This window comes from Zestomonas ipomoeae (assembly GCF_057128665.1).
Window position 1 is genome coordinate 109,588 of sequence record NZ_JBSKHQ010000005.1, and the last position, 23,532, is coordinate 133,119.

General features: G+C 62.9%; 25 protein-coding genes. 22 read left to right on the forward strand and 3 right to left on the reverse strand.

Annotation, left to right across the window (positions count from 1 at the left end; genetic code table 11):
• Nucleotides 1–27 precede the first annotated feature (27 nt).
• The 8 genes from acpP (at nucleotide 28) to ACWKV7_RS08540 (ending at nucleotide 6,396) form a co-directional block, all read left to right on the forward strand.
• Nucleotides 28–264: an acyl carrier protein gene (gene acpP, locus ACWKV7_RS08505; protein ID WP_003283670.1), complete on the forward strand. Its 237-nt coding sequence runs from the start codon at nucleotides 28–30 to the stop codon at nucleotides 262–264.
• 109 nt (nucleotides 265–373) lie between these two features.
• Nucleotides 374–1,618, forward strand: a complete 1,245-nt coding sequence (gene fabF / locus ACWKV7_RS08510; protein ID WP_483857231.1) for a beta-ketoacyl-ACP synthase II — start codon at nucleotides 374–376, stop codon at nucleotides 1,616–1,618.
• Entirely contained in the window at nucleotides 1,618–2,442 is an 825-nt protein-coding gene (gene pabC / locus ACWKV7_RS08515; RefSeq protein ID WP_483857232.1) for an aminodeoxychorismate lyase, read from the forward strand. The genes fabF and pabC overlap by 1 nt, the downstream gene beginning before the upstream one ends.
• Nucleotides 2,443–2,444: 2 nt before the next feature.
• The gene (gene mltG / locus ACWKV7_RS08520) at nucleotides 2,445–3,500 is read left to right on the forward strand and encodes an endolytic transglycosylase MltG (protein WP_483857320.1); all 1,056 of its coding nucleotides are present in this window, start codon (nucleotides 2,445–2,447) and stop codon (nucleotides 3,498–3,500) included.
• Nucleotides 3,501–3,509: 9 nt separating this feature from the next.
• Nucleotides 3,510–4,142, forward strand: a complete 633-nt coding sequence (tmk, locus tag ACWKV7_RS08525) for a dTMP kinase (RefSeq protein WP_483857233.1) — start codon at nucleotides 3,510–3,512, stop codon at nucleotides 4,140–4,142.
• Complete coding sequence (locus ACWKV7_RS08530) at nucleotides 4,135–5,121, forward strand: DNA polymerase III subunit delta' (protein ID WP_483857234.1); 987 nt, start codon at nucleotides 4,135–4,137, stop codon at nucleotides 5,119–5,121. Before tmk ends, ACWKV7_RS08530 begins: the two co-directional genes overlap by 8 nt.
• Nucleotides 5,122–5,157: 36 nt before the next feature.
• On the forward strand, nucleotides 5,158–5,514 hold the full coding sequence (locus ACWKV7_RS08535) for a PilZ domain-containing protein (protein ID WP_003245164.1): 357 nt from the start codon (nucleotides 5,158–5,160) through the stop codon (nucleotides 5,512–5,514).
• 96 nt (nucleotides 5,515–5,610) lie between these two features.
• Nucleotides 5,611–6,396: a TatD family hydrolase gene (locus ACWKV7_RS08540; protein WP_483857235.1), complete on the forward strand. Its 786-nt coding sequence runs from the start codon at nucleotides 5,611–5,613 to the stop codon at nucleotides 6,394–6,396.
• 235 nt (nucleotides 6,397–6,631) lie between these two features.
• Here the strand turns inward: ACWKV7_RS08540 and ACWKV7_RS08545 are convergent, their stop codons facing one another.
• Nucleotides 6,632–7,765: an aminotransferase class V-fold PLP-dependent enzyme gene (locus tag ACWKV7_RS08545; RefSeq protein ID WP_483857236.1), complete on the reverse strand. Its 1,134-nt coding sequence runs from the start codon at nucleotides 7,763–7,765 to the stop codon at nucleotides 6,632–6,634.
• A gap of 75 nt (nucleotides 7,766–7,840) precedes the next feature.
• On the opposite strand from ACWKV7_RS08545, the gene ACWKV7_RS08550 reads away from it, so the two are divergent.
• From ACWKV7_RS08550 to ACWKV7_RS08570, 5 genes are all read left to right on the forward strand, one after another.
• Nucleotides 7,841–8,461 (forward strand): TetR/AcrR family transcriptional regulator, encoded by a 621-nt coding sequence (locus ACWKV7_RS08550; protein WP_483857237.1) that lies wholly within the window; start codon nucleotides 7,841–7,843, stop codon nucleotides 8,459–8,461.
• Nucleotides 8,462–8,568: 107 nt separating this feature from the next.
• Entirely contained in the window at nucleotides 8,569–9,537 is a 969-nt protein-coding gene (locus ACWKV7_RS08555) for a GTP 3',8-cyclase MoaA (RefSeq protein ID WP_483857238.1), read from the forward strand.
• Between the two features lie 24 nt (nucleotides 9,538–9,561).
• Nucleotides 9,562–10,458, forward strand: a complete 897-nt coding sequence (locus ACWKV7_RS08560) for a radical SAM protein (RefSeq protein WP_483857239.1) — start codon at nucleotides 9,562–9,564, stop codon at nucleotides 10,456–10,458.
• A gap of 66 nt (nucleotides 10,459–10,524) precedes the next feature.
• Nucleotides 10,525–11,127, forward strand: coding sequence for a DUF4823 domain-containing protein (locus tag ACWKV7_RS08565; protein ID WP_483857240.1), 603 nt, complete (start codon nucleotides 10,525–10,527; stop codon nucleotides 11,125–11,127).
• 10 nt (nucleotides 11,128–11,137) lie between these two features.
• Nucleotides 11,138–11,707, forward strand: a complete 570-nt coding sequence (locus ACWKV7_RS08570; RefSeq protein ID WP_483857241.1) for a DUF1285 domain-containing protein — start codon at nucleotides 11,138–11,140, stop codon at nucleotides 11,705–11,707.
• A 55-nt stretch (nucleotides 11,708–11,762) separates the two neighbouring features.
• Here the strand turns inward: ACWKV7_RS08570 and ACWKV7_RS08575 are convergent, their stop codons facing one another.
• A complete protein-coding gene (locus ACWKV7_RS08575) occupies nucleotides 11,763–13,427 on the reverse strand; it encodes an electron transfer flavoprotein-ubiquinone oxidoreductase (RefSeq protein ID WP_483857242.1) in 1,665 nt (554 codons plus the stop codon).
• A gap of 319 nt (nucleotides 13,428–13,746) precedes the next feature.
• Between ACWKV7_RS08575 and ACWKV7_RS08580 the strand changes: the two genes are divergently transcribed.
• Together ACWKV7_RS08580 and ACWKV7_RS08585 are read left to right on the forward strand one after the other, a co-directional pair.
• Nucleotides 13,747–14,496: an electron transfer flavoprotein subunit beta/FixA family protein gene (locus tag ACWKV7_RS08580; protein ID WP_483857243.1), complete on the forward strand. Its 750-nt coding sequence runs from the start codon at nucleotides 13,747–13,749 to the stop codon at nucleotides 14,494–14,496.
• A complete protein-coding gene (locus tag ACWKV7_RS08585) occupies nucleotides 14,497–15,426 on the forward strand; it encodes an electron transfer flavoprotein subunit alpha/FixB family protein (protein ID WP_483857244.1) in 930 nt (309 codons plus the stop codon). It begins immediately after the preceding gene.
• A 53-nt stretch (nucleotides 15,427–15,479) separates the two neighbouring features.
• On the opposite strand, the gene ACWKV7_RS08590 is transcribed toward ACWKV7_RS08585, so the two are convergent.
• Nucleotides 15,480–16,409 carry an alpha/beta fold hydrolase gene (locus tag ACWKV7_RS08590; protein ID WP_483857245.1) on the reverse strand — a complete coding sequence of 310 codons (930 nt, stop codon included), beginning with the start codon at nucleotides 16,407–16,409 and terminating at the stop codon, nucleotides 15,480–15,482.
• 105 nt (nucleotides 16,410–16,514) lie between these two features.
• On the opposite strand from ACWKV7_RS08590, the gene ACWKV7_RS08595 reads away from it, so the two are divergent.
• The 7 genes from ACWKV7_RS08595 to ACWKV7_RS08625 all read left to right on the forward strand — a co-directional run bounded on the left by ACWKV7_RS08595 (nucleotide 16,515) and on the right by ACWKV7_RS08625 (nucleotide 23,467).
• On the forward strand, nucleotides 16,515–17,333 hold the full coding sequence (locus ACWKV7_RS08595) for a substrate-binding periplasmic protein (RefSeq protein ID WP_483857246.1): 819 nt from the start codon (nucleotides 16,515–16,517) through the stop codon (nucleotides 17,331–17,333).
• A 42-nt stretch (nucleotides 17,334–17,375) separates the two neighbouring features.
• A complete protein-coding gene (locus tag ACWKV7_RS08600) occupies nucleotides 17,376–17,696 on the forward strand; it encodes a DUF4398 domain-containing protein (RefSeq protein ID WP_483857321.1) in 321 nt (106 codons plus the stop codon).
• Nucleotides 17,693–18,502 (forward strand): OmpA family protein, encoded by an 810-nt coding sequence (locus tag ACWKV7_RS08605; protein ID WP_483857247.1) that lies wholly within the window; start codon nucleotides 17,693–17,695, stop codon nucleotides 18,500–18,502. The genes ACWKV7_RS08600 and ACWKV7_RS08605 overlap by 4 nt, the downstream gene beginning before the upstream one ends.
• Nucleotides 18,503–18,919: 417 nt before the next feature.
• Nucleotides 18,920–20,359, forward strand: a complete 1,440-nt coding sequence (locus ACWKV7_RS08610; RefSeq protein ID WP_483857248.1) for an aminotransferase-like domain-containing protein — start codon at nucleotides 18,920–18,922, stop codon at nucleotides 20,357–20,359.
• A 90-nt stretch (nucleotides 20,360–20,449) separates the two neighbouring features.
• Entirely contained in the window at nucleotides 20,450–22,171 is a 1,722-nt protein-coding gene (locus ACWKV7_RS08615; RefSeq protein WP_483857249.1) for a vWA domain-containing protein, read from the forward strand.
• A gap of 1 nt (nucleotide 22,172) precedes the next feature.
• Complete coding sequence (locus tag ACWKV7_RS08620; protein ID WP_483857250.1) at nucleotides 22,173–22,754, forward strand: RNA polymerase sigma factor; 582 nt, start codon at nucleotides 22,173–22,175, stop codon at nucleotides 22,752–22,754.
• Nucleotides 22,751–23,467, forward strand: a complete 717-nt coding sequence (locus ACWKV7_RS08625; protein WP_483857251.1) for a hypothetical protein — start codon at nucleotides 22,751–22,753, stop codon at nucleotides 23,465–23,467. Before ACWKV7_RS08620 ends, ACWKV7_RS08625 begins: the two co-directional genes overlap by 4 nt.
• Nucleotides 23,468–23,532: the final 65 nt, after the last annotated feature.

Here is a 23,532-nt window from a genome sequence, read left to right on the forward strand (position 1 = left end):
ACTTTTCCATAGGAGTGAAAACAAGGTATGAGCACCATCGAAGAACGCGTCAAGAAGATCGTTGCCGAGCAACTTGGCGTCAAAGAAGAGGAAGTAACCAACAGCGCTTCCTTCGTCGAGGACCTGGGTGCCGACTCTCTTGACACTGTTGAGCTGGTGATGGCTCTGGAAGAAGAGTTCGAAACCGAAATCCCGGACGAGCAAGCTGAAAAAATCACCACAGTTCAGGAGGCCATCGATTACATCAACGCGCATGCGCAATAAGATGTAATCGTCGGTTCCCGACTCGGAAAAGCCGCACTGCCCTAACCAGGCGTGCGGTTTTTTCTTTAGACGCGCAGTGATGCGCGGTAATGGATGAGAGGAGATTGCTGTGTCGCGTAGACGCGTTGTGGTCACCGGAATGGGTATGTTGTCGCCACTGGGCACCGATGTGCCAAGCAGTTGGCAGGGCATTCTGGCCGGTCGCAGTGGTATCGGTCTGATCGAGCATGTGGATCTTTCCGCCTATTCCACCCGTTTTGGCGGCTCGGTAAAGGGTTTCGATGTCGAGCAATACCTTTCGGCGAAAGAGGCCCGTAAGCTCGACCTATTCATTCAGTATGGTCTGGCGGCCAGTTTTCAGGCCGTGCGCGACTCGGGCCTGGAGGTCACCGATGACAACCGAGAGCGCATTGGCGTGGCGATTGGCTCCGGTATCGGCGGTCTGACCAATATCGAGAACAACTGCCAATCGCTTCACGAGCAAGGGCCGCGGCGGATTTCGCCGTTCTTCGTGCCGGGCTCGATCATCAACATGGTTTCCGGATTCCTGTCGATTCATCTGGGTGTCCAAGGGCCGAACTATGCCGTCGCCACGGCCTGTACCACGGGCACCCATTGCATCGGGTTGGCGGCGCGCAACATCGCCTATGGCGAAGCTGACGTGATGATCGCCGGCGGCGCTGAGATGGCGTCCTGCGGTCTGGGCCTGGGCGGCTTTGGTGCGGCTCGTGCGCTCTCCACGCGCAACGACGATCCGACCCGCGCCAGCCGCCCTTGGGACAAGGGACGTGATGGCTTCGTCCTGGCCGATGGGGCTGGTGCGCTGGTACTCGAGGAGCTCGAGCACGCCAAGGCCCGTGGGGCGACGATCTATGCCGAGTTGATCGGCTTTGGCATGAGCGGTGACGCCTACCACATGACTGCCCCGCCGGAAGACGGAGCCGGTGCCGCGCGTTGCGTTCGTAATGCCTTGCGGGATGCCGGGTTGAATGTCGACCAGGTGCAATATGTGAACGCCCATGGCACCTCGACTCCGGCCGGCGATATTGCCGAAGCCACGGCACTCAAGACCGTGTTCGGCGAACATGCCTATCGGCTGGCGGTCAGTTCCACAAAGTCAATGACCGGCCATTTGCTCGGCGCTGCCGGTGCGGTGGAAGCCATCTTCAGCATCCTGGCGATCCGCGACCAGGTCGCCCCGCCGACCATCAACCTGGATGAGCCGGACGAGGGCTGCGACCTGGATTTCGTGCCGCACCAGGCCAAGAGCCTGCCGATCGACGTGGCGCTGTCGAACTCCTTCGGTTTCGGCGGTACCAACGGCACGCTGGTGTTCCGCCGGTTTGCCGAGTGATGCCAGGGCTGCCTGCGTGGGTCGATGGTCGCCCCGCTGAAGGGGTTGCCCTCATGGATCGCGGCCTGGCCTACGGCGATGGTTTGTTCGAAACCATCGCCGTCAGGGCCGGCCGACCACTCTTGCTCGACAGGCACCTGGCGCGCTTGCTCGAGGGTTGCGCACGCCTGGGCATTGCCTGCGATGGCGCGTGGGTCCGGAAAGAGCTAGAAGCTTTTTGCGCCGAACTGGTCGAGGGGGTCGCCAAGCTGATCCTCACCCGTGGCGACGGCCTCCGTGGGTACGCCCCGCCAGCGTCCGCGCGGCCGCGTCGCATCCTCCTGGCGAGCCCCTTGCCGGCATGGCCATTGACCTATGCACAGCAGGGCGTTCGCTTGTATGCCTGTAGCACTCGACTGAGCGAACAACCGCTGTTGGCGGGACTCAAGCACCTCAATCGCCTCGAGCAGGTGTTGGCTCGTGCCGAATGGCAGGATGCCGAGCATGCCGAAGGCTTGATGCGGGATGTTTCCGGGCGGGTCATCGAGGGCGTGTTCAGCAATCTGTTCCTGGTCCGTGACGGTACCCTGCTGACCGCCGACCTGTCCCGCTGCGGTGTTGCCGGGGTGATGCGGGCGGAGTTGCTGGCGCGAGCCGAAGCGCAGGGTATCGCGATCGCCGTCAGGGATATCGCCTATGCTGAGCTGCTGGCCGCGGACGAGGTGTTTCTCTGCAACAGTCTCTATGGAATCTGGCCAGTTCGCACATTGGGCGAGCACGGCTGGCCGCTGGGTCCGTTGACCCGTAAACTGCAGGCCCTGGCTGGCGATCTTCTGGATTCTTAGTGTTGATACGCAAATTCTTGCTGCTGCTGGAAAGCGCTGTGCTGCTCGCTGGTTTGATGCTGGCGCTGGTGGCCTGGCAGCAGCGCACGGCCCTAGAGCAGCCTCTGCAATTGAGCGACGACTATCTGCTGGAAGTGCCGGTGGGCTCTACGCCAAGCGGTCTGCTCAATCACCTGCAGAGCGAGGGTGTGCTGAGTGGAGCGTTCTGGCTGCGCCAGTATTGGCGCTTCAATCTGGCCGGACAGACGCTGCATAGCGGCGAATATCGCCTTAGCCCTGGCATGAGCGCCGGTGAGTTGATCGAACTGTGGCGCCGTGGCGAGGTGGTGCAATACAGCCTGACCCTGGTCGAGGGCTGGAATTTCCGCCAGGTGCGCGCAGCGCTGGCGCGGGAGAGCAAGTTGGAGCAGACCCTCGATGGGCTCAGCGACGCCGAACTGATGAAGCGGCTGGGCCAGCCCGGCAAGCACCCGGAAGGCCGGTTTTTCCCCGATACCTATCGCTTCGTCCGCGGCATGAGCGATCTGGACCTGCTCAAACAGGCCTATGCGCGCCTGGAAATGGTTCTCGACGAGGAATGGCAACAGCGCGCCGCCGACTTGCCCTACCGCAAGCCGTATCAAGCATTGATCATGGCGTCGATCATCGAAAAGGAAACCGGGGTCCCGGAGGAGCGTGGGCAGATCGCCGGCGTGTTCATTCGACGCTTGAAGCTGGGCATGTTGCTGCAGACCGACCCCACTGTGATCTACGGGCTCGGCGAACGGTTCAACGGCAAGTTGACCCGTGCCATGCTTCTGGCGCCGACGCCCTACAACACCTACGTCAAGCCCGGCCTGCCGCCGACGCCGATTGCCATGGTCGGGCGGGAGGCGATTCATGCCGCTCTGAACCCGGTGGATGGCAAGAGCCTGTATTTCGTCGCGCGTGGCGATGGCAGTCATGTCTTTTCCGACAGCCTCGACGCGCATAATCGAGCGGTTCGCGAATACCAACTCAAGCGCCGCGCCGATTACCGTTCGAGTCCGGCGCCCTTGCCGCGGGCGCGCAATGAATAAGGACTATCCGTGAGCGGTCTGTTCATCACCCTCGAAGGCCCTGAAGGTGCGGGCAAGAGCACCAACCGCGAGTACCTGGCGGCACGCCTGCGTGAGCAGGGCATCGAGGTCTTGCTTACCCGCGAGCCCGGCGGCACACCCTTGGCCGAGCGCATTCGCGAGTTGCTACTGGCGCCCGGCGATGAGCCGATGGCTGCCGATACCGAATTGCTGTTGATGTTCGCCGCTCGCGCCCAGCATCTCGCTTCGGTCATCCGGCCAGCGCTGGCTCGCGGTTGCAGCGTGCTTTGCGATCGGTTTACCGACGCCACCTACGCCTACCAGGGCGGTGGGCGGGGCGTGGACATGGCGCGCATCGCCGCACTGGAGACCTTCGTGCAAGGCGACCTGCGCCCCGATCTCTGCCTGGTCTTCGACTTGCCGGTGGAGGTGGGATTGGCGCGTGCTTCGGCTCGCGGTGTGCTGGACCGCTTCGAGCGGGAAGATCGGAGTTTCTTCGAAGCAGTGCGTCGCACCTATCTGGACCGCGCCGCCGTAGCTCCTGAGCGGTATCGCGTGCTGGATGCGGCGCAGCCGCTGGAACGCGTGCAGCAGGCGCTGGATGCGCTGTTGCCGGAGTTGCTGGAGCGTTGCAATGGCTGAAGCATTTCCCTGGCAGGAGTCGCTCTGGCAGCAGCTGGCGAGCCGCGCCCAGCACGCCCATGCCTATTTGCTGCATGGTCCGGCGGGGATCGGCAAGCGTGCGCTGGCCGAGCGCCTGATGGCTCGGCTGCTCTGCCAGCAGCCCGCCGGGCTCGAAGCCTGCGGCCGATGCAAGGCGTGCCATCTGCTGGCGGCCGGCACGCATCCGGATAACTTCGTGCTCGAGCCGGAAGAGGTGGACAAGGCGATCCGCGTCGATCAGGTTCGCGAGCTGGTGGCCTTCGTCACCCAGACCGCCCAGCTCGGAGGGCGCAAGGTCGTGTTGCTGGAGCCAGCCGAGGCCATGAACCTGAATGCCGCCAATGCCTTGCTGAAAAGCCTGGAAGAGCCGTCCGGGGATACCGTGTTGTTGCTGATCAGCCACCAGCCCAGCCGGCTTCTGCCGACGGTGAAGAGTCGCTGCGTGCAGCAGGCCTGTCCGTTGCCCGGCGACGACGCCAGCCTGGCCTGGCTGGCGTCGTCACTGCCCGATTGCAGCGAGGAGCAGCGTCGCGAGTTGTTGGCCCTGGCCGGAGGGTCGCCGCTCAGCGCCGTGAGCCTGCATGGGCAGGGAGTGCTCGAGCAGCGTGCCCAGGTAGTGGATGGCGTGAAGCGGCTGCTGAAGCAGCAGGCTGGCGCCAGTCAGCTCGCGGAAAGTTGGAAGGAGGTCTCGCTGATTCTCCTGTTCGACTGGTTCTGTGACTGGGCGCAGCTGATGCTGCGCTATCAGTTGGCGCGCGACGAACAGGCCCTGGGTCTGGCCGATATGCGCAAGGTGGTGCAGTACCTGGCGGACAAGACGCCCCAGGCCAAGTTGTTGAGCACGCAGGACTGGCTGCTGGAGCAGCGGCAGAAAGTGCTCGGCAAGGCCAACCTCAACCGTGTCTTGCTTCTCGAAGCCTTGCTGGTGCGGTGGGCAAGTCTGCCTGGACCGGGCTAGAATCAACCATTGCCATTTGTGAGCTAGGACCCTTCAATGAGCTTGCCACCCAATCTGGGCCCGCGTAACGGCATCCTGTCCCTGACCATCAAGGACAAGTCCGTGCTGTATGCCGCTTATATGCCCTTTATCAAGAATGGCGGCCTGTTTATCCCCACCAACAAGAGCTACAAGCTCGGCGACGAAGTCTTCATGCTGCTCAATCTGATGGATGAGCCGGAGAAGATTCCGGTGGCCGGCAAGGTGGTCTGGATCACTCCCAAGGGTGCCCAGGGCAACCGCGCCGCCGGTGTCGGCGTGCAGTTCAACGACGGCGACAATACCGCGCGCAACAAGATCGAGACCTATTTGGCCGGTGCGCTGAAGTCCGACCGTCCCACCCATACGATGTAACGGCAGCCACACGCTCCGAGCTGCAAGCCGTCAACGAGCCATCGCTCTTCGCTTCGGGTTTCGCGCTTGGAGTTCGGTGCCGCCTGAGGTTCTTGCATGCTTGTAGATTCCCATTGCCATCTCGACCGGCTCGATCTGACCGTCCACGGCGGTTCCCTCGACGCCGCCCTGGAGGCCGCCCGGGCCCGCGGTGTCGGGCATTTTCTCTGCATCGGGGTAAGCGCCGACAATGCGGGCGCGGTCAAATCCCTGGCCGAGCGCTATGCCGATGTGCACTGTTCGGTCGGCGTGCACCCATTGGATCTTGAACCCGGCGCGGCGCCAGCGCTGGACTGGCTGCTGGGTGAGCTGGACCATCCACGCGTGGTCGCCATTGGCGAAACCGGCCTCGATTATCATTACGAGCCGGAGGCCGCCGAACTTCAGCAGCAGGCGTTTCGCCTGCACCTGCGGGCCGCGCAGATCACCGGCAAACCGGTGATCGTGCATACCCGCGAGGCGCGCGCCGATACCCTGGCATTGCTCCGCGAAGCCGCGCTATCCCAGGCCGGCGTCCTGCACTGCTTCACCGAAGATTGGCCGATGGCCAAGGCCGCGCTTGACCTGGGCTTCTACATCTCGTTGTCCGGGATCGTCACCTTTCGCAATGCGGAGGCGCTGCGCGACGTCGCCCGCCAGGTGCCGGCCGACCGACTGCTGGTAGAAACCGACTCGCCGTACCTGGCGCCAGTGCCTCACCGGGGTAAGTCCAACCTGCCGCAGTACGTGCGCGAGGTAGCGGAATGTCTTGCCGAACTGCGCGGGGTGAATCTCGAAACGCTGGCCAGGCAGACAACCGAAAACTTCCATCGACTGTTCCCGTTGGCAAAGGGTATGCAATGAAGCGCTCGTGCCAAATTGCGGGCAAAAAAAACCCGGGTTCTGGGGGATGAATCCGGGTTAAGACCATTAGGAGTAAAACAAAAGGTACGCGGTCCACGGTACCTTCGCTGACGGGGCACTTGGGGGGAGATGCCGCACGTCAGTAAGTAGAAGTATTGGCGAAGATTGCTGAGCGTCCAGGCGGGTTCGCCTCGTTTTTAAACAAATTTGGAATACCGCGTGTACTGCTGAGCACTCAGCCCCTCGCGATCTGGTGCAGCAGTGCCAGGGTTTCCTCGATCACCTGGGGTTCGGTGTAGAAGTGTGGCGAGAAGCGAATGCCTCCGCCGCGCTGGGCGCAAACCACCTGTTCGGACTTCAGGCGTTCAAAGAGGGCTTGCTTGTCCCAGCCATCCAGGCTGAATGTCAGGATGCCCGCCCGCCGTGCCGGGTCGCCTGGGCTGTGCAGCTGGCAGCCGGGCAGGCTCCGCAGGCCGTCTTCCAGCCGCTGTACGCGCTCGACGAGGGCCTTGCCGACGGCGACCATGCCTATTTCCTCCAGTAGCGACAGGCTGGCTTCCAGGGCCATGGCGCCGAGCATGTTCGGGCTGCCGCATTCGAAGCGCCGTGCGGTGCGCGCCGGTTGCCAGTCGAGGCGGTCGTAGTCGCCGGCGTGTTCGAGCATGTGCCAGCCGTACTCGTGCAGCTTCAGTTGCTCGCGTAGATCGCGATGGCAGTAGAACACTCCCAGTCCCTCCGGCCCCATCAGCCATTTGTGTCCATCCGCCATTGCAAAGGCGCAGTCGGCGGCGCGCACGTCGAAGGGCAGGGCGCCCAGTTGCTGGATGGCATCCACGCAAAACAGCACACTGCGCTGGCGGCAGCCGCTGCCCAGCCGTGCCAGGTCCAGGCGCAGGCCACTGGCGTATTGCACTGCGCTGATCGACAGCAGCCGCGTGCGCGGCCCGCAAGCGGCGAGCAGATCCGCTTCCGGATCGTCGCCTTGCAGGCTGACCTGGACGACTTCCACTCCCAGCGGCTCGAGTGCCTGCCATACCACGCGGTTCGACGGGAACTCCTCGTCGCTGATGACTACCTGGTCGCCCTTTCTCCAGTCCAGACCAAAGGCGACGAAGGATAGGGCCTCCGAGGTGTTCTTGACCAAGGCGATATCTGCGGTACTGTACGCGTTCAACAGGTGCGCCAGGCGTTCGCGCAGGCGGTGTTCGACTTTCAGCCAGTCCGGGTAGTCCCGTGCTCCGACGATCGAGTTCTGTTCAGCGAAGGCTCGCACCGCCAGCGTCGCGCGTCTCGGCCAGGGCGCGACGGCCGCGTGGTTCAGATAACGTAGCCCGTGGGCCAGGGGAAATTCGTCTTGAAAGGCATACATGGTCGGATGATCCGTGCAATTTGGCGCTAAATAGGCATAATACGCCGCTTCGAAATTTGACCCCGCAGTCCCTTTATGCAGAAAGAACCCCGTAAGGTTCGCGAGTTTCGTCGCCGCGAGCAGGAAATCCTCGATACCGCGCTCAAACTGTTCCTGGAGCAGGGCGAGGACAGCGTTACCGTAGAGATGATCGCCGACGCCGTCGGTATCGGCAAAGGCACCATCTACAAGCATTTCAAATCCAAGGCGGAGATCTACCTGCGCCTGATGCTCGACTATGAACGCGACCTGAACGAGCTGCTGCTCTCTGCCGATGTGGATCAGGACAAAGAAGCCTTGTCCCGAGCCTATTTCGAGTTCCGCATGCGCGATCCGCAGCGCTATCGCTTGTTCGACCGCCTCGAAGAGAAGGTGGTCAAGGGCAATCAGGTACCGGAAATGGTCGAGCAGTTGCACAAGATCCGTGCGTCCAACTTCGAGCACCTGACCCAGTTGATCAAGGGGCGCATTGCCGAAGGAAAGCTGGAGGACGTGCCGCCGTATTTCCACTACTGCGCCGCCTGGGCGCTGGTGCACGGTGCCGTGGCGCTGTACCACTCGCCATTCTGGAGCAACGTTCTGGAAGACCAGGAGGGCTTCTTCCAGTTCCTCATGGACATCGGTGTGCGCATGGGCAACAAGCGCAAGCGTGACTGATCCAGCCACCGTTTATCGATATTCAGACCGCCTATAACGGCAGGCGCCGTCTGCTGGCGGGGCGGTCCTGGGGATATACTCGGGATCTTCACCCGTCGGAGCGCGCCATGATCGTCGACCGCCAGGGCAGGCGCTTCCGCAATCTGCGGGTCAGCCTGACCGCCGCCTGCAACTACGCCTGCACCTATTGCGTGCCGGATGGCAAACGCCTGGTGGCGGCCCAGGACGAGCTTTCCGCCGAAGCCATGGCCCGCGGTGTGGCCTACCTGATCGAAGCCGCTGGCATCGAGCGCTTGCGCATTACCGGCGGCGAGCCACTGGTCAGTCCCAAGCTGGACGTGTTTCTACGCCAGGTTTGCGATCTGGGTCTGCAGGACATCAGCCTGACCACCAACGGCCAGCTGTTGGCGCGCAAGCTGCCGCTGCTGCTGGATGCCGGCCTTCGCCGATTGAATGTCTCCCTGGATACCCTGGACCCGGATGCCTTCCGCCGTATCGCCCGCGGCGGGGACCTGGCGGGGGTGCTGCAGGGGTTGGAGCTGGCGCGTGCCGCGGGGCTGAAGATCAAGGTCAATATGGTGCCGCTACGCGGGCAGAACCTGGATCAGGTGCTGCCGCTGCTGGACTATTGCCTGGAGCGTGGCTTCGAATTGCGTTTCATCGAGTTGATGCGCATGGGCCACCTGGCGCGTGATGCCAATGCCTTCCGTCAGCAATTCGCCGGGATGCCGGAGTTGCTGAGCCTGATTGGCGAGCGCCATGAGTTCGTTCAGGCGGATGCGCCGCTGGATGCCACTGCACTGCGTTATGAGATACCCGGTCGCGGCTGCTTTGGCGTGATCGCCAACGAGAGCGTACCGTTCTGTCGGACCTGCTCGCGCCTGCGGCTGTCTTCCACCGGCTGGCTGTATGGCTGCCTGTCTTCCGGCAACCGGCACTATGTCGGCGATCTGCTGGACAAGCCGCGGCACCAGGCGCTACCGGCTCTGCAGCGGCTGCTGGTCAAGGCGCTTGCCGACAAGCAGGACCTGGCCTTCGCTGGTGGCGTCACGGTCATGAAAATCATCGGCGGCTGAGTTGCCGCCCGTCAGTGAGTTGGTATGTCGATAGCCGAATTTCCCATCGCTTACATCGAGCCGGTATTCCGTCCGCCGAGCGAGGCTCACTCGCTGATCTTGCCGGTCACTAACGGCTGCTCCTGGAACAAGTGCACGTTCTGCGAGATGTATACCGCACCGCAGAAGAAATTCCGTGCCCGCGACGAGGCCGAGGTGCTGGAGGAGATCCGCCGCTGCGGCGAACGCATGATCGTGCAGCGGGTATTCCTTGCCGATGGCGATGCGCTGGTGCTGCCAACCCGGCGGTTGCTGACCATTCTCCAGGCGATTCGCCAGCACATGCCCGAGGTGGAGCGCGTCTCCAGCTACTGCTTGCCGCGCAACCTGCGCAAGAAGTCGGTCGATGAACTGAAAGAGCTGGCCGATGCGGGCCTGAAGATGGCTTATGTGGGCTGCGAGTCCGGCGATGACGAGGTGCTGGCGCGTATCAGCAAGGGCGAGACCTTCGACTCCAGCCTGGGTGCGCTGGACAAATTGGGGCAGGCCGGGATCACCCGTTCGGTGATGATTCTCAACGGGCTCGGCGGCAGGGCGCTGAGCGCCCAGCATGCGGACAACTCGGCACGGCTGATGAATGCGGCGCAGCCGGAATTCCTGTCCATCCTGGTGGTCAGCTTCCCCATGGGCGACGCTCGCCTTCGTGAGGGGTTCCCCGACTTCGAGGTGCTCGATCAGCCGGCATTGTTCGTCGAGCTGGAGCGCCTGCTGCAGGGGTTGGAGTTGCGCGATACGGTGTTTCGTAGCGACCACGCCTCCAACTATCTGGTGCTCAAGGGGCTGTTGGGGGCCGACAAGGCGCGCTTGCTGGCCCAGGTCCGTGAGGCCATCGAGCGTCCGGAGCAGGCGCGCTTGCGCGAGGAGTGGCAGCGCGGACTTTGATGGCGCGGAAGCTGCATCGGTCGTCTATCCGCCGGTTTTCCGTCGCCGGCGCATGGAGGAACTGCAATGCGTAGCTTGATCCTGTCACTGTTGTTGTCGGTCTTGGGCGGCTGCATGAATGTCAGCGATATGGCCGAAGTCGGGCGCTATCACCTGGGCGATGTTGGTGTGCTCGACCACAGTGAAATCCGTCGCGCCAGCCCCTGGCGTCTGCAGGCGGATTCGTTCATCTATATCGCCCAGGGGCATTTCGTGCCGCCGGGCACGGCCTACCCGCGGCCGAATGTGGTGGCCGAAGAGGCGTTCAAAGGGTTCGTCGAGTATTTCCCTTTGGTGCGGCGGGCCAAGGCGCCTGCCGGGCTGGAGGAGTCTCTTGCGGAGGCCCGCCGTGTTGGCGCGCATTATCTGTTGTACACGCGTTTCGCCAGCGCCGATGACCGCATCGGCAACTGGGACGAGTGGTCAGATGAGGAGGCGTTGGATCGCCTCGGTATTGACCGTGGTGTGATCCAATTGATGTTGATCGAAACCGGCACCCGTTATCTCGTGGATACCGCGCGCATCAGTAGTCGCGGTGGTTTCCTGACGTTTTACAATGCCAAGCCGGAAGACCTGCTGGGCCCGCCGCTGCGCGACTATGCCCGGCGCCTGCTTGGCCTGAGCCGCTAAGGAGCACGCAATGAACGATTCGGGCAAGGCCGGCGACCTGCTGTCGCAGATTCCCAAGGGCGAGAAGAAGGGGTTGCCGCCCGTGCATCTGTGGAATCCCGATTTCTGCGGCACCATCGACATGCGCATTGCCCGCGACGGCACCTGGTATTACCTGGGCACGCCGATTGGTCGCAAGCCGATGGTTCGCTTGTTTTCCACGATCATCCGTCGCGACGGCGACGACTATTTTCTGGTCACGCCGGTAGAGAAGGTCGGTATCACGGTCGATGACGCACCGTTCGTGGCGGTCAGTGTGCAGGTGGAGGGCGAGGGAGAAGGTCAGGTCCTGCACTTCACCACCAATGTCGAGGATGAGGTGACGGCAGGCCGGGAGCATGCAATCCGGGTCGAACTGGACCCCACTACCGACGAGCCGGCGCCCTACGTTCATGTGCGCAGCAATCTGGAGGCCCTGATCCATCGCAACGTGTTCTACCAACTGGTGGAACTGGCGGTGCCTCGGGAAGTCGACGGTAAACAGTGGCTGGGGCTATGGAGCGACGGGCAGTTCTTCCCGATAGGGCCGCTACCGGACTGATATCCGCAGGCAAGAAAAAGGCTCCCGAAGGAGCCTTTTTCATATCGCTATGTTGTTACATGTTCGGATAGTTCGGACCGCCGGAGCCTTCCGGGGCCACCCAGGTGATGTTCTGGGCCGGATCCTTGATGTCGCAGGTCTTGCAGTGCACGCAGTTCTGCGCGTTGATCTGGAAGCGCTTGCTTCCGTCCTCGTTGCTCACCACTTCATATACGCCGGCCGGGCAGTAGCGCTGCGCGGGCTCGTCGTAGAGCGGCAGGTTCTGCTCGATCGGAATGCTCGGATCGGTGAGCTTGAGGTGGCAGGGTTGTTCCTCTTCATGGTTGGTGTTGGAGAGGAATACCGAGCTGAGCTTGTCGAAGCTGAGCTTGCCGTCCGGCTTCGGATAATCGATCTTCGGCGCCGCGGCGGCGGTCTTCAGGCAGGCATGGTCAGGCTTGTTGTCATGCAAGGTGACCGGAATCTTGCCGCCGAAGATGTTCTGGTCGATGTAGTTGAACGCTGCGCCAGCCAATACGCCGAACTTGTGGATCGCCGCACCGAAGTTGCGGCTGCGGAACAGCTCGTCGTACAGCCAACTGGCCTTGAACGCATCGACGTACCCGGTCAGTTCGTCTCCGCCATCCTTGCCGGCGAACAGTGCATCGGCCACCGCTTCGGCGGCGAGCATGCCGGATTTCATCGCGGTGTGGCTGCCCTTGATCTTGGCGAAGTTCAGGGTGCCCAGGTCGCAACCGATCAGCGCACCGCCATTGAAGACCATCTTCGGCAGCGAGTTGAGGCCGCCCTTGCAAATGGCGCGGGCACCGTAGGACACGCGCTTGCCGCCTTCCAGGTACTGCTTGACCACCGGGTGGTGCTTGTAGCGCTGGAACTCGTCGAACGGCGACAGGTGCGGGTTGCTGTAGGACAGGTCGACGATCAGGCCGACGACGACCTGGTTGTTTTCCAGGTGGTAGAGGAACGAGCCGCCGGTGTTATCATTGCCGACCAGATCCAGCGGCCAGCCGGCAGTGTGCACCACCAGGCCCTGCTTGTGCTTGGACGGGTCGATATCCCAGATTTCCTTGATGCCGATGCCGTAGTGCTGGGCATCGGCCTCGGACGCCAGGTCGTATTTATTGATCAGTTGCTTGCCGATGTGGCCGCGGCAGCCCTCGGCGAACAGCGTGTACTTGGCGCGCAGCTCCATGCCGGGGGTGTAGTAGCCTTCCTTCGGGTGGCCCTCGCGGTCGACGCCGAGGTCGCCGGTGATGATGCCGCGAACTGCACCGTTCTCGTCGATCAGCGCTTCCTGGGCAGCGAAGCCCGGGTAGATTTCCACGCCGAGGTTCTCGGCCTGCTGCGCCAGCCAGCGGCACAGGTTGCCGAGGGAAATGATGTAGTTGCCTTCGTTGTGCATGGTCTTGGGCACAAAGAAGTTGGGAACCTTGATGGCGCTCTCGGCGTCCTTGAGCATGTAGATGTCATCGCCGGTGACGGCGGTGTTGAGCGGGGCGCCCAGCTCCTTCCAGTTGGGGAACAGCTCGTTCAGGGCGCGCGGCTCGAAGACTGCGCCGGAGAGGATGTGGGCGCCGACTTCGGAACCTTTCTCGACCACGCAGACACTGATTTCTTGGCCCGCTTCGGCGGCCTTCTGCTTCAGTCGGCAAGCGGCGGACAGGCCAGCCGGGCCAGCGCCGACGATGACGACGTCGAATTCCATGTATTCGCGTTCCACAGGCTATCTCCTCAAGGCTTTTCGCTGTTTTATGGTGGAGGGCCAGGCTCGTTCCTTGACCTGAGCGAGGGCATTATATCCGGAGCCTCTGAAGGGTCCAATACAAACGTTTGTTTGAATTTCGTAAAAGCCTGATAGAATCAGGCTTCGGCGGCTTATGACGGGGTATTCGCCTTATTGACCGTGATGGGTGATGCGGTCAAGATACGGGCGGTTTTGCGCTCGCCGTATGGGCTCATCGTCGGTTCCGGCCGACCTGCATCACCGGCCAGGCTCGCCTTGGCGACATTCTTATTCACCGGAGAGTAACGAGGAATCCATGAAGGTTCTTGTAGCTGTCAAACGAGTGGTCGACTACAACGTCAAGGTTCGCGTCAAGGCGGACAATTCCGGCGTCGACCTCGCCAACGTCAAGATGTCCATGAACCCCTTCTGCGAAATCGCCGTGGAAGAGGCCGTCCGTCTGAAAGAGAAGGGCGTGGCGAGCGAGATTGTCGTTGTATCCATCGGTCCGAATGCCGCTCAAGAGCAGCTGCGTACCGCTCTGGCCCTGGGCGCCGATCGCGGCATCCTGGTCGACACCAGCGAGGAACTGAACTCCCTGGCCGTGGCGAAGCTGTTGAAGGCCGTGGTCGACAAGGAGCAGCCGCAGCTGGTGATCATGGGCAAGCAGGCCATCGACAGCGACAACAACCAGACCGGCCAGATGCTCGGCGCCCTGACCGGCTTCGGCCAAGGCACCTTCGCCTCCAAGGTCGAGGTTGCAGGCGACAAGGTCAACGTGACCCGCGAGATCGACGGCGGTCTGCAGACCGTTGCGCTGAACCTGCCGGCCATCGTTACCACCGACCTGCGCCTGAACGAGCCGCGCTACGCGTCGCTGCCGAACATCATGAAGGCCAAGAAGAAGCCGCTGGAAACCGTTACTCCGGACGCTCTGGGCGTTTCCACCGCTTCCACCGTCAAGACCCTGAAAGTCGAAGCGCCTGCTGCTCGCAGCGCCGGCATCAAGGTCAAGTCCGTGGCTGAACTGGTCGAGAAACTGAAGAACGAGGCGAAGGTAATCTAAATGACTATCTTGGTTGTTGCTGAACACACGAATGCCGCCCTGGCTGCTGCCACCCTGAACACTGTGGCTGCTGCCCAGAAGATTGGTGGTGATATCCATGTGCTGGTCGCTGGCGCCGGTTGCGCTGCTGCCGCCGAAGCCGCTGCCAAAGTCGCTGGCGTGTCCAAGGTTCTGCTGGCCGACAACGCCGCCTATGCCAACCAGCTGCCGGAAAACGTCGCGCCGCTGGTTGCCGAACTGGGCAAGGGCTACAGCCACATCCTGGCTGCCGCTACCAGCAACGGCAAGAACATCCTGCCGCGCGTCGCCGCTGCACTGGATGTCGACCAGATCTCCGAGATCATCGCCGTTGAAAGCGCCGACACCTTCAAGCGTCCGATCTACGCCGGTAACGCCATCGCTACCGTGCAGTCCTCGGCTGCCATCAAGGTGATCACCGTGCGCTCCACCGGTTTCGACGCGGTGGCTGCCGAAGGTGGTTCCGCTGCCGTTGAAGCGGTATCCGGCCCGGCCGATGCCGGCAAGTCCGCCTTCGTCGGCGAAGAGCTGGCCAAGTCCGATCGTCCGGAACTGACCGCTGCCAAGATCGTCGTATCCGGCGGCCGCGGCATGGGCAATGGCGACAACTTCAAGCACCTCTACGCCCTGGCCGACAAGCTGGGCGCTGCTGTGGGTGCATCCCGCGCTGCTGTCGACGCCGGCTTCGTGCCGAACGACATGCAGGTCGGCCAGACCGGCAAGATCGTCGCGCCGCAGCTGTACATCGCGGTCGGCATCTCCGGTGCCATCCAGCACCTGGCCGGCATGAAGGACTCCAAGGTGATCGTGGCGATCAACAAGGACGAAGAAGCGCCGATCTTCCAGGTGGCTGACTACGGCCTGGTCGCCGACCTGTTCGAAGCAGTGCCCGAGCTGGAAAAGCTGGTTTAATCCCGCTTTCGCTCAAAAAAACCCGCTCATCGAGCGGGTTTTTTATTGCCTGCTCAACGCCGACTCTGTTCGAGAAAGGCGCGGTAGTGCCTGGCGGTCAGTTCTGGTCGTTCGATCATCGGCGCATGTCCGGTATCCGGCATGATCACTACGGTCGGCTGTTTCAGCAGCGGGCGCATGACTTCGATGCTGGAGACATGCAGTGCGCGGTCCTGCTCGCCCCAGAGCAGCAGGGTTGGGGCCTGGATCTTCGGCAGTTCCGGTTCCAGCGGGACAGGGCGCTGCACCAGTTGGGCGAACACTTTTTCATAGTGCGCGCTGTTGGCTATCGCCTGCTGGGCGAGGGATTGCTTCAGGCCGTCCGGCAGGAAGGGTGGTTCGACGAAGACGAAGTTCAGCAGGCGGTCGAAATCCTCCGGCTTTCTCACCACTAGCGGGTTGTCTTCGCCACGTTGCAGGCGCTTGTACAGTTCGCTGTCTTGCGGCGCTTTCACCCCGGCGTTATCCAAAAGTGCCAGCGATAGAATCTGTTCGGGATAGCGCGAGGCATAGAGTGCAGCGATGTGGCCGCCCATGGAGTTGCCGACCAGATGCAAGCGAGAAATTCCCAGTGCCTTGACGAAGCCAGCGACACGCTCGGTCTGGGTGCCGACGTCGTAGCTGCCTTGCGGCCTGCTGCTCTCGCCGAATCCGGGCAGGTCCAGCGCGATGACGTGGTAGCGGTCGGTGAGGTGACGGGAGAAGCGCAACCAGTTATCGCGGTTGGCGCCGAAGCCATGGATCATCAGGATGACTTCTCCGTCCCCTGGGCCGCCTTCGTAGTAATGGATGTTAAGATCGCCCACGGTCATCTGCTTGGCGCTGAGCCCGGCCAGTTGACGCTCGACGAATTGCACACTGGCGAACAGGGCGGCGGGGGAGACGTACAGCACACCAGCAACAACGGCGACTGTCAGTGTCAAGCCGAGCAGTATCTTTCTCATGGCATATCCTTATTTCTGGTAGTTCGAGGATTACGCTAACACGACGATGGTTCCGTGCGATTGGCGTGCTGCCTAGCCGATCGAACGTTCAGGCGAGAAGCCCTTATGGTGAATCATGTTTTTCTGACCGCTATTTTGCTGAGCCTCCTGTTCTCCGGGTTGGCCTCGGCGGCCGGCAGGTGCGAGCGCCTGGTGGCGACCGGCAATCCGGAGTATCCGCCCTATCTCTGGCGCGATCCCCAAGACCCGAGGCACCTGATCGGTGCCAATGCGGATCTGCTCCAGCACATCGCCAAGGAGCTTGGCCTCAAGGTTGAGGTGCTTTACACCGGGCCTTGGTCGCGCGCCCAGGAAGAGGTGCGCACCGGTCGGGTCGATCTGATCGTCGGTGCCTTTCTCACGCTGCCGCGTCTGGAGGTGATGGATTATGTCCACCCCGCCTTCTACCACACCCCCAGCGTAGTCTGGGTAAAGCGCGGAAGTGCCTTCACCTACAGCGGCTGGGACGACCTGCGTGGCCGCAAGGGGGGGACGCTGGTGAACAACAGCTTCGGCCAGCTCTTCGATGCCTTCGCCAAGGCCAATCTGCATATCGAGGAGGTCCCTGGCCTGACCCAGGCCCTGCAGAAGCTGTTGCTCGGGCGCACCGACTATGTGCTCTACGAGCGCTACCCCGGCCTGGCACTAGCCGAAACCCTGGGCATGCAAGATGACCTCGAAGTGCTGGAACCGCCGATTTCCAGCGAGGGTCTGTACCTGACCCTGTCCCATAATTCGGCCTGCAACGAACCGTGGCTGCGCGGACAGTTGGCGAAAAAGATGACAGAATTGTCCAGCGCCGGCCTGCCCGAAGCTCTGTTGCAGCGCAATCTTGAGCGTTGGAAGGAACAGCAGCTCCAGCCGGCCAGTGATACAACTCCCTAGGATGCATTCGTGAGCAAGCCACTTTTCCCCGTCCTTCTGGCCATGCTGGCCCTGGCCGGCTGTGCCAGTGATCCGGCCCCGGTCGAACAGATGCAGCTGACCGAGCAGGCCCTAGCCCAGGCCAAGGCGCTTGGCGCCGACGAAAAAATCCCCGAGCTGGTGATGGCCGAGGCGAAGTACGCCAGGGCACAGAAGAACATGGCCGAGGAAGATTACAAGCGCGCTCGTGTGCTGGCCGAGCAGGCCGAGCTTGATGTGCGTCTGGCCGAGGCGCGATTGTTGACGCAAAAGAGCCAGGAGCAGCTGGATGCGCTGATCTACCGGATCAACCGCCTGCGTGCGCAGTTGGGGGATCAGCCATGAATCGTGGTATTTACCTTTCCAGCCTATTGATCGGGCTGGCGGTGTTGGGCGGTTGTACTGCTCAGCAGGGCAGCGAGCAAGCGCTGGAACAGGCACGGATGAGCTTCCAGAGCGTGAAGGAAGACCCGGATGTACTGCGCAGCGCACCGAAGGACGTAATTCGCGCGGGCGAGTCCCTGGCCCGCGCCGATCGGCTTTCCAGCTACTGGGGCAGTGCCGACGATGTGGCGCATTATGCCTATCTCAGCCAGCGCTACAGCGAGATAGCCCGTGAGCATGCGGCGCTGAATGCCAACCAGGAGCGTGCCGCCAAGTTGGCCCTGGAACGTGACCGCCTGCAGCTAGCGCTGCGTGAAGCCAAGCTGCTCAGTGCGCAACAGCATGGTCGTTGGCTGGAGGAGCAAATGCTCAGCCTGGCCACCAACCAGACCGACCGTGGCCTGGTGGTGACCCTGGGCGATGTGTTGTTCGAGGCCGGCAGCGCCGAACTGAACGCGGCGGCCTACCGCTCGGTGCTCAAGCTGGTGCAGTTCCTCCAGCTCAATCCACGGCGGGTGGTACGCATCGAAGGTTATACCGACAGCCGCGGCGATGCCGAAAAGAACCTGGAGCTTTCCCGCTTGCGCGCGCAGGCGATTGCCGATCAGTTGATTGACCTCGGCATCGATCCCAAGCGTATAGAAGTGAAAGGATATGGCGAAGCGTTCCCGGTGGCTGAAAATGCTTCCTCCCGCGGGCGCGCGCAGAACCGTCGAGTGGAAATCGTGTTTTCCGACGAAAACGGCGAGCTGTCTCCCAGCCGCTGATCCTGCACTGCCGTCCTGCAAGCCCCCGGCTGTCCCTCTTGCTCCGCGGTTGTATGGTTTTCGCGAATTTTCGGGACGGGGCTGCTTGATACCGGGCTGGCAGGTTTGTCGCCGGTCTTGTGTCTGTTGGTCGGTGCGCAAGCGGCGCGCTCCGTAGGTTTCGGTTTAGGAGCGAAGCGACGAAGCCCAACGGGACCCCGCGAAGGTCAGTCCCTTCCGGGGGGCTGTGCGCCCTTATTGGGCTTCGCTGCGCTCAACACCAACCTCCTCCCAACTACGCCAGAGTAGCTGCGGACAGGACTTTTATGGCCCTCTGCGACAGTTGCCACTGTATCGTCCACAATGGATGGATCTGTATCGGTGCAGTTTTCTTGCATTCGGATACTGTTTCGGTTCAGTGATGCGGGAGGTGTTGCGATGACCAATCTGTTGCTCTATCAGCGTATTGCCCAGCAGTTGGCAGAGGATATTCGCTGCGGCGTCTATCGGCCCGGCGAGCGCGTGCCATCGGTGCGCAAGATGAGTGCGCAGCTCAATGTCAGCCATGCCACCGTGTTGCAGGCCTATGCCAATCTGGAGGATCAGGGCCTGATCCGCGCGCGGCCGCAGTCCGGCTTCTACGTTCACCAGACGCCCGCCTTGACGGCGCCGACCCCGGACATCGCCCGCGTCGAGCAGCCGAGCCTGGTCACCCGCAGCAGCATCATCAATCAGGTACTCACCGAGTCCCGCCGCGAGGGGGTATTCCCGCTCGGCGCGGCGGTGCCCCATGTGGACTACCTGCCGGTGCGGGCGCTGCATCAGCAACTGGCCAAGGTCACCCGTTTCCAGAGCCCGCGGGCTTTCAGCTACATGTTCAGCCCCGGTTTCGAGCCGCTGCGCCGGCAGGTGGCCATTCGCATGCGCGATGCCGGGGTGGTGGTCGACCCTTCCGCCGTGGTTATCACCCATGGCTGCGTGGATGCGCTGCAGATGTCGCTGCGCGTGCTGACCCAGCCGGGCGACCTGATCGCCGCCGAGTCGCCAACCTACTACGGCCTGCTGCAATTGGCCGACCTGTTGGGGCTGAAGGTGATCGAGATACCCAGCGACCCGTCCACCGGCATCAGCCTGGAAGCCTTGCAACTGGCCGCCAATCAGTGGCCGATCAAGGCGCTGGTACTGACCGCGCGGCTCAGCAATCCGCTTGGCGGCACCATGCCGGAAGCGCGGCAGAAGCAATTGCTGCGCCTGGCCGGGGATTTCAATATCCAGATCGTCGAGGACGACATCTACGGCGAGTTGATGTTCGAGCAGGGGCGGACCAGGGCGCTCAAGGCCCATGATCGCGAGGGCCGGGTGATCTATTGTTCGAGTTTCTCCAAGACCTTGTCGCCCGGTGTGCGCATCGGCTGGATCATCGCCGGCAGGTATCAGGACGAAATCCAGCGCCTGCAAACCTTCAGCACCCATTCGGCGTGCAGCGTCACCCAGATGGGCGTGGCTGCATACCTGGAGAACGGTGGCTACGATCGTCACCTGCGCTATATCCGCCAGGAGTACCGTAAGAATCTCAGCGCCTTCCAGCTGGCGGTGCAGCAGAACTTCCCGGAGGGCACGCAGATGACCCGGCCGAGCGGCGGGTTCATTCTCTGGGTCAGTCTGCCGGCGCGGGTCAATACCAAGGACTTGCATGTCCGGGCGCTGCGCCAGGGCATCAGCATCGCGCTGGGACTGATCTTCAGCAACACCGAGCAGTTCAACCATTGCATTCGCATCAATTGCGGGATTCCCTGGAATCGCGAGTCGGAGCGGGCGTTGATGACCCTGGGCATGCTGGCCAAGCAACTATGCCAGGACAGCGGCTCGACGTTCTGAGCGAAAGAATGCGCATCGGTTAACCCGTTCGAGCACGGCGCTTCGTCTACTGGGGCGAATGGATCATTCATTCGTTCCCAGGAGAGCGCCATGACCCCTTATCTGCTTGTTGTCCGTCGTCCTTTGCTGGCTGGTTTCGCCGGCGGTTTGCTACTGGCCCTGGTGGCTTGCAACTCGAAAAACGAGGGTGTGGTCTCGGCGTCGGCCCCCAGCCCCGATGCCGCCCCTTCCGGCCTGGCCGAGGAGCGCAAGGCCGAGCCGCTGGCCGATCAGTTGAGCAAGAGCGCCGGCTATGCGGCGCCTTCCAGCCCGGCGCTGCAGCGCATGATCGCTCCGGCGCCGATGGGCGAGATACCGCCGACGGGCTATCGCGATGAAGCGCGCGAGCAGTACCAGAAGTTGAAGAGCAGCCCGGTGCACTCGGTGGCGGAGGCACCGGTTTCCACCTTCAGCATCGACGTGGACACCGGCAGCTACGCCAACGTCCGGCGCTTCCTCAATCAGGGCCAGTTGCCGCCGCAGGACGCGGTACGGCTGGAGGAATTGGTCAACTACTTCCCTTACGCCTATCCGCAGCCCAAGGGCGATACGCCGTTCGGCGTGAGCACCGAGCTGGCGACCAGCCCGTGGAACCCGAACGCCCGGTTGCTGCGGGTGGCGATCAAGGCATCCGACATGCAGGTGGACGAACTGCCGCCGGCCAACCTGGTGTTCCTGGTGGACGTCTCCGGCTCGATGGACCGCCGCGAGGGCCTGCCCATGGTGCAGGGCACGCTCAAGCTGCTGGTCGACCAACTGCGCCCGCAGGATCGCGTGTCCCTGGTCACTTATGCCGGCACAGCCAGCGTGGTGCTCGAATCCACCGCCGGCAGCGAGAAGGCGACAATTCGCGCCGCCATCGACCGGCTCACGGCCGGCGGCTCCACCGCTGGCGAGTCGGGTATCCAACTGGCCTACCAGCAGGCGCAGAAGGGCTATCTGGCCAAGGGCATCAACCGCATCCTGTTGGCCACCGATGGCGATTTCAACGTCGGTATCAGCGACTTCGATGCGCTCAAGCAACTGGCTGTCGATAAGCGCAAGACCGGCGTATCGCTGACTACCCTGGGCTTCGGCGTCGATAACTACAACGAGCGCCTGATGGAGCAACTGGCCGATGCCGGCGACGGCAACTACGCCTACATCGACAACCTGCGCGAGGCCCGCAAGGTCCTGGTGGACCAGCTCAGCTCCACCTTGGCGACGGTGGCCAGCGACGTGAAGATCCAGGTCGAATTCAATCCGGCGCAAGTCAGCGAATACCGCCTGCTTGGCTACGAAAACCGGGCCCTGAAGCGCGAAGACTTCAGCAACGACAAGGTCGATGCCGGCGAGATCGGCGCGGGGCATACCGTCACGGCGCTCTACGAGGTCGTGCCGCGTGGCGCCAAGGGCTGGCTCGAGCCGCTGCGTTACCAGAGCGCACCGGTGGCCGAGGGCAAGGCCGGCGAGATGGCCTGGCTGCGCATTCGCTACAAGGCGCCTGGGCACGCCACCAGCAAACTGCTGGAAGTGCCGATCCAGGCCGGCACCGAGGTACCCGCGATCGACCGTGCCAGCGAGGACCTGCGTTTCGCTGCCGCCGTGGCGGCCTTCGCCCAGCAGCTCAAGGGCGGGCAATACACCGGCTCGTTCGACATGGCCGCCAGCGCCCAACTGGCCCGCGGCGCGCGTGGCGACGACCGCTTCGGCCTGCGTGGCGAATTCGTGCAACTGGTGGAATTGGCCCAGAGCCTGCAAACTCAGGCTCCCTCTACTGCCCGGTCGGATTGATGTGAGCGAGCTTTTCACGGATGACGACGCCGCCTTGCTGCGGCGTTACCGCAACGGCGAGGCCGAGGCCTTTGGCGTGCTCTACGAACGCCATCGCCTCGGCCTGTTCCGTTTCCTCTGCGGCCTGTGCGGCGACCAGCCGCTGGCCGAGGAGGTGTTCCAGGAAACCTGGCTGAGCCTGATCCGCAGCGACAGCGTGCTGCGCGAGCAGGTGAGCTTCAAGACCTGGCTGTACCAGATAGGCCGCAACCGGCTGATCGATCACTGGCGCAAGCAGGGCAAGCGCCAGGCATTGCAGGACGAATATGACGAGCAGGTGCACGGCGAGGTGTCCAGCGATGACGATCCCGCCCGCCACCTCAGCCTCAGTCGCGATCAGCAGCGCTTGCGCGCGGCGCTCGACGAATTGCCTGGCGACCAACGCGAGGTGTTCCTGCTGCGCGCCCATGGTGACCTGGACTTGAGCGAGATCGCCGAGCTGACCCGCACGCCGGCGGAAACGGTGAAGAGCCGTTTGCGCTACGCCTTGCAAAAGTTGCGTCGGCTGCTGGCCGACCCGGCCGCCGAGGAGGTATCCGCATGAACCAGACTCCGCAACGGCCCGATTCCGACGAGCTGGAGCTGTTGCAGCACTATCGTCGGCACACCCATGAACAACCGTCGGCCGAGCTGGATGACCGCATCCTCCGCGCCGCTCGCCAAGCGGCTGCCCGCCAGGCGCCCCGTTCCACCTTGTTGGCCCGCCTGCGAGTCTGGCTGTTCGCGGGTAATCCGCGCGCGCGCTGGTCGGTGGCCTTCGCCAGCCTGGCCACCGTCGGCCTGGGGCTGGGCCTGGCGATGCGTACCCTGGAACACATACCGCGCGAATTGGACACCATGCCGCCGATGCTGGCACCGGCGCCGGTGAGCAGCTACAGCGCATCGCCCCAGACGGAACGTCGCCTGCTCAGTCGGCAACGGGTGGAGGAAGCACCGGCCGCGCACGCCGCGCTTGCCGAGTCCCAGGCGGCGGGCGATGCGAACGCCGGTTATGGCGGGGCGAGCGCGGACATGCCCGGCTCGCTGGAGCGCAAGGCGGAGGCCCCGCGTGGCGTTGCCGACATGGCGAAGAAGACTGCGCCGAGCGAGACGGAAGATGAGTTGCTCCAGGCGCTGCGAGAGATTCTTGCGCTGCGCCGTGAGGGACGCCTGGAGGCAGCCGAGCAGCGACTGAAGGCATTGCAGGCGCGCTACCCCCAGCGCGATCTGCCGGCGGAACTGAAGCAGCTGGAGCAGGAACCCATCGGAAAGCCATAGCGGTTCGCGTTCGCCGCCCGGGCATTCGGCTAGCATGCCCGGATCTTTCACAGCCCTAGGACGCC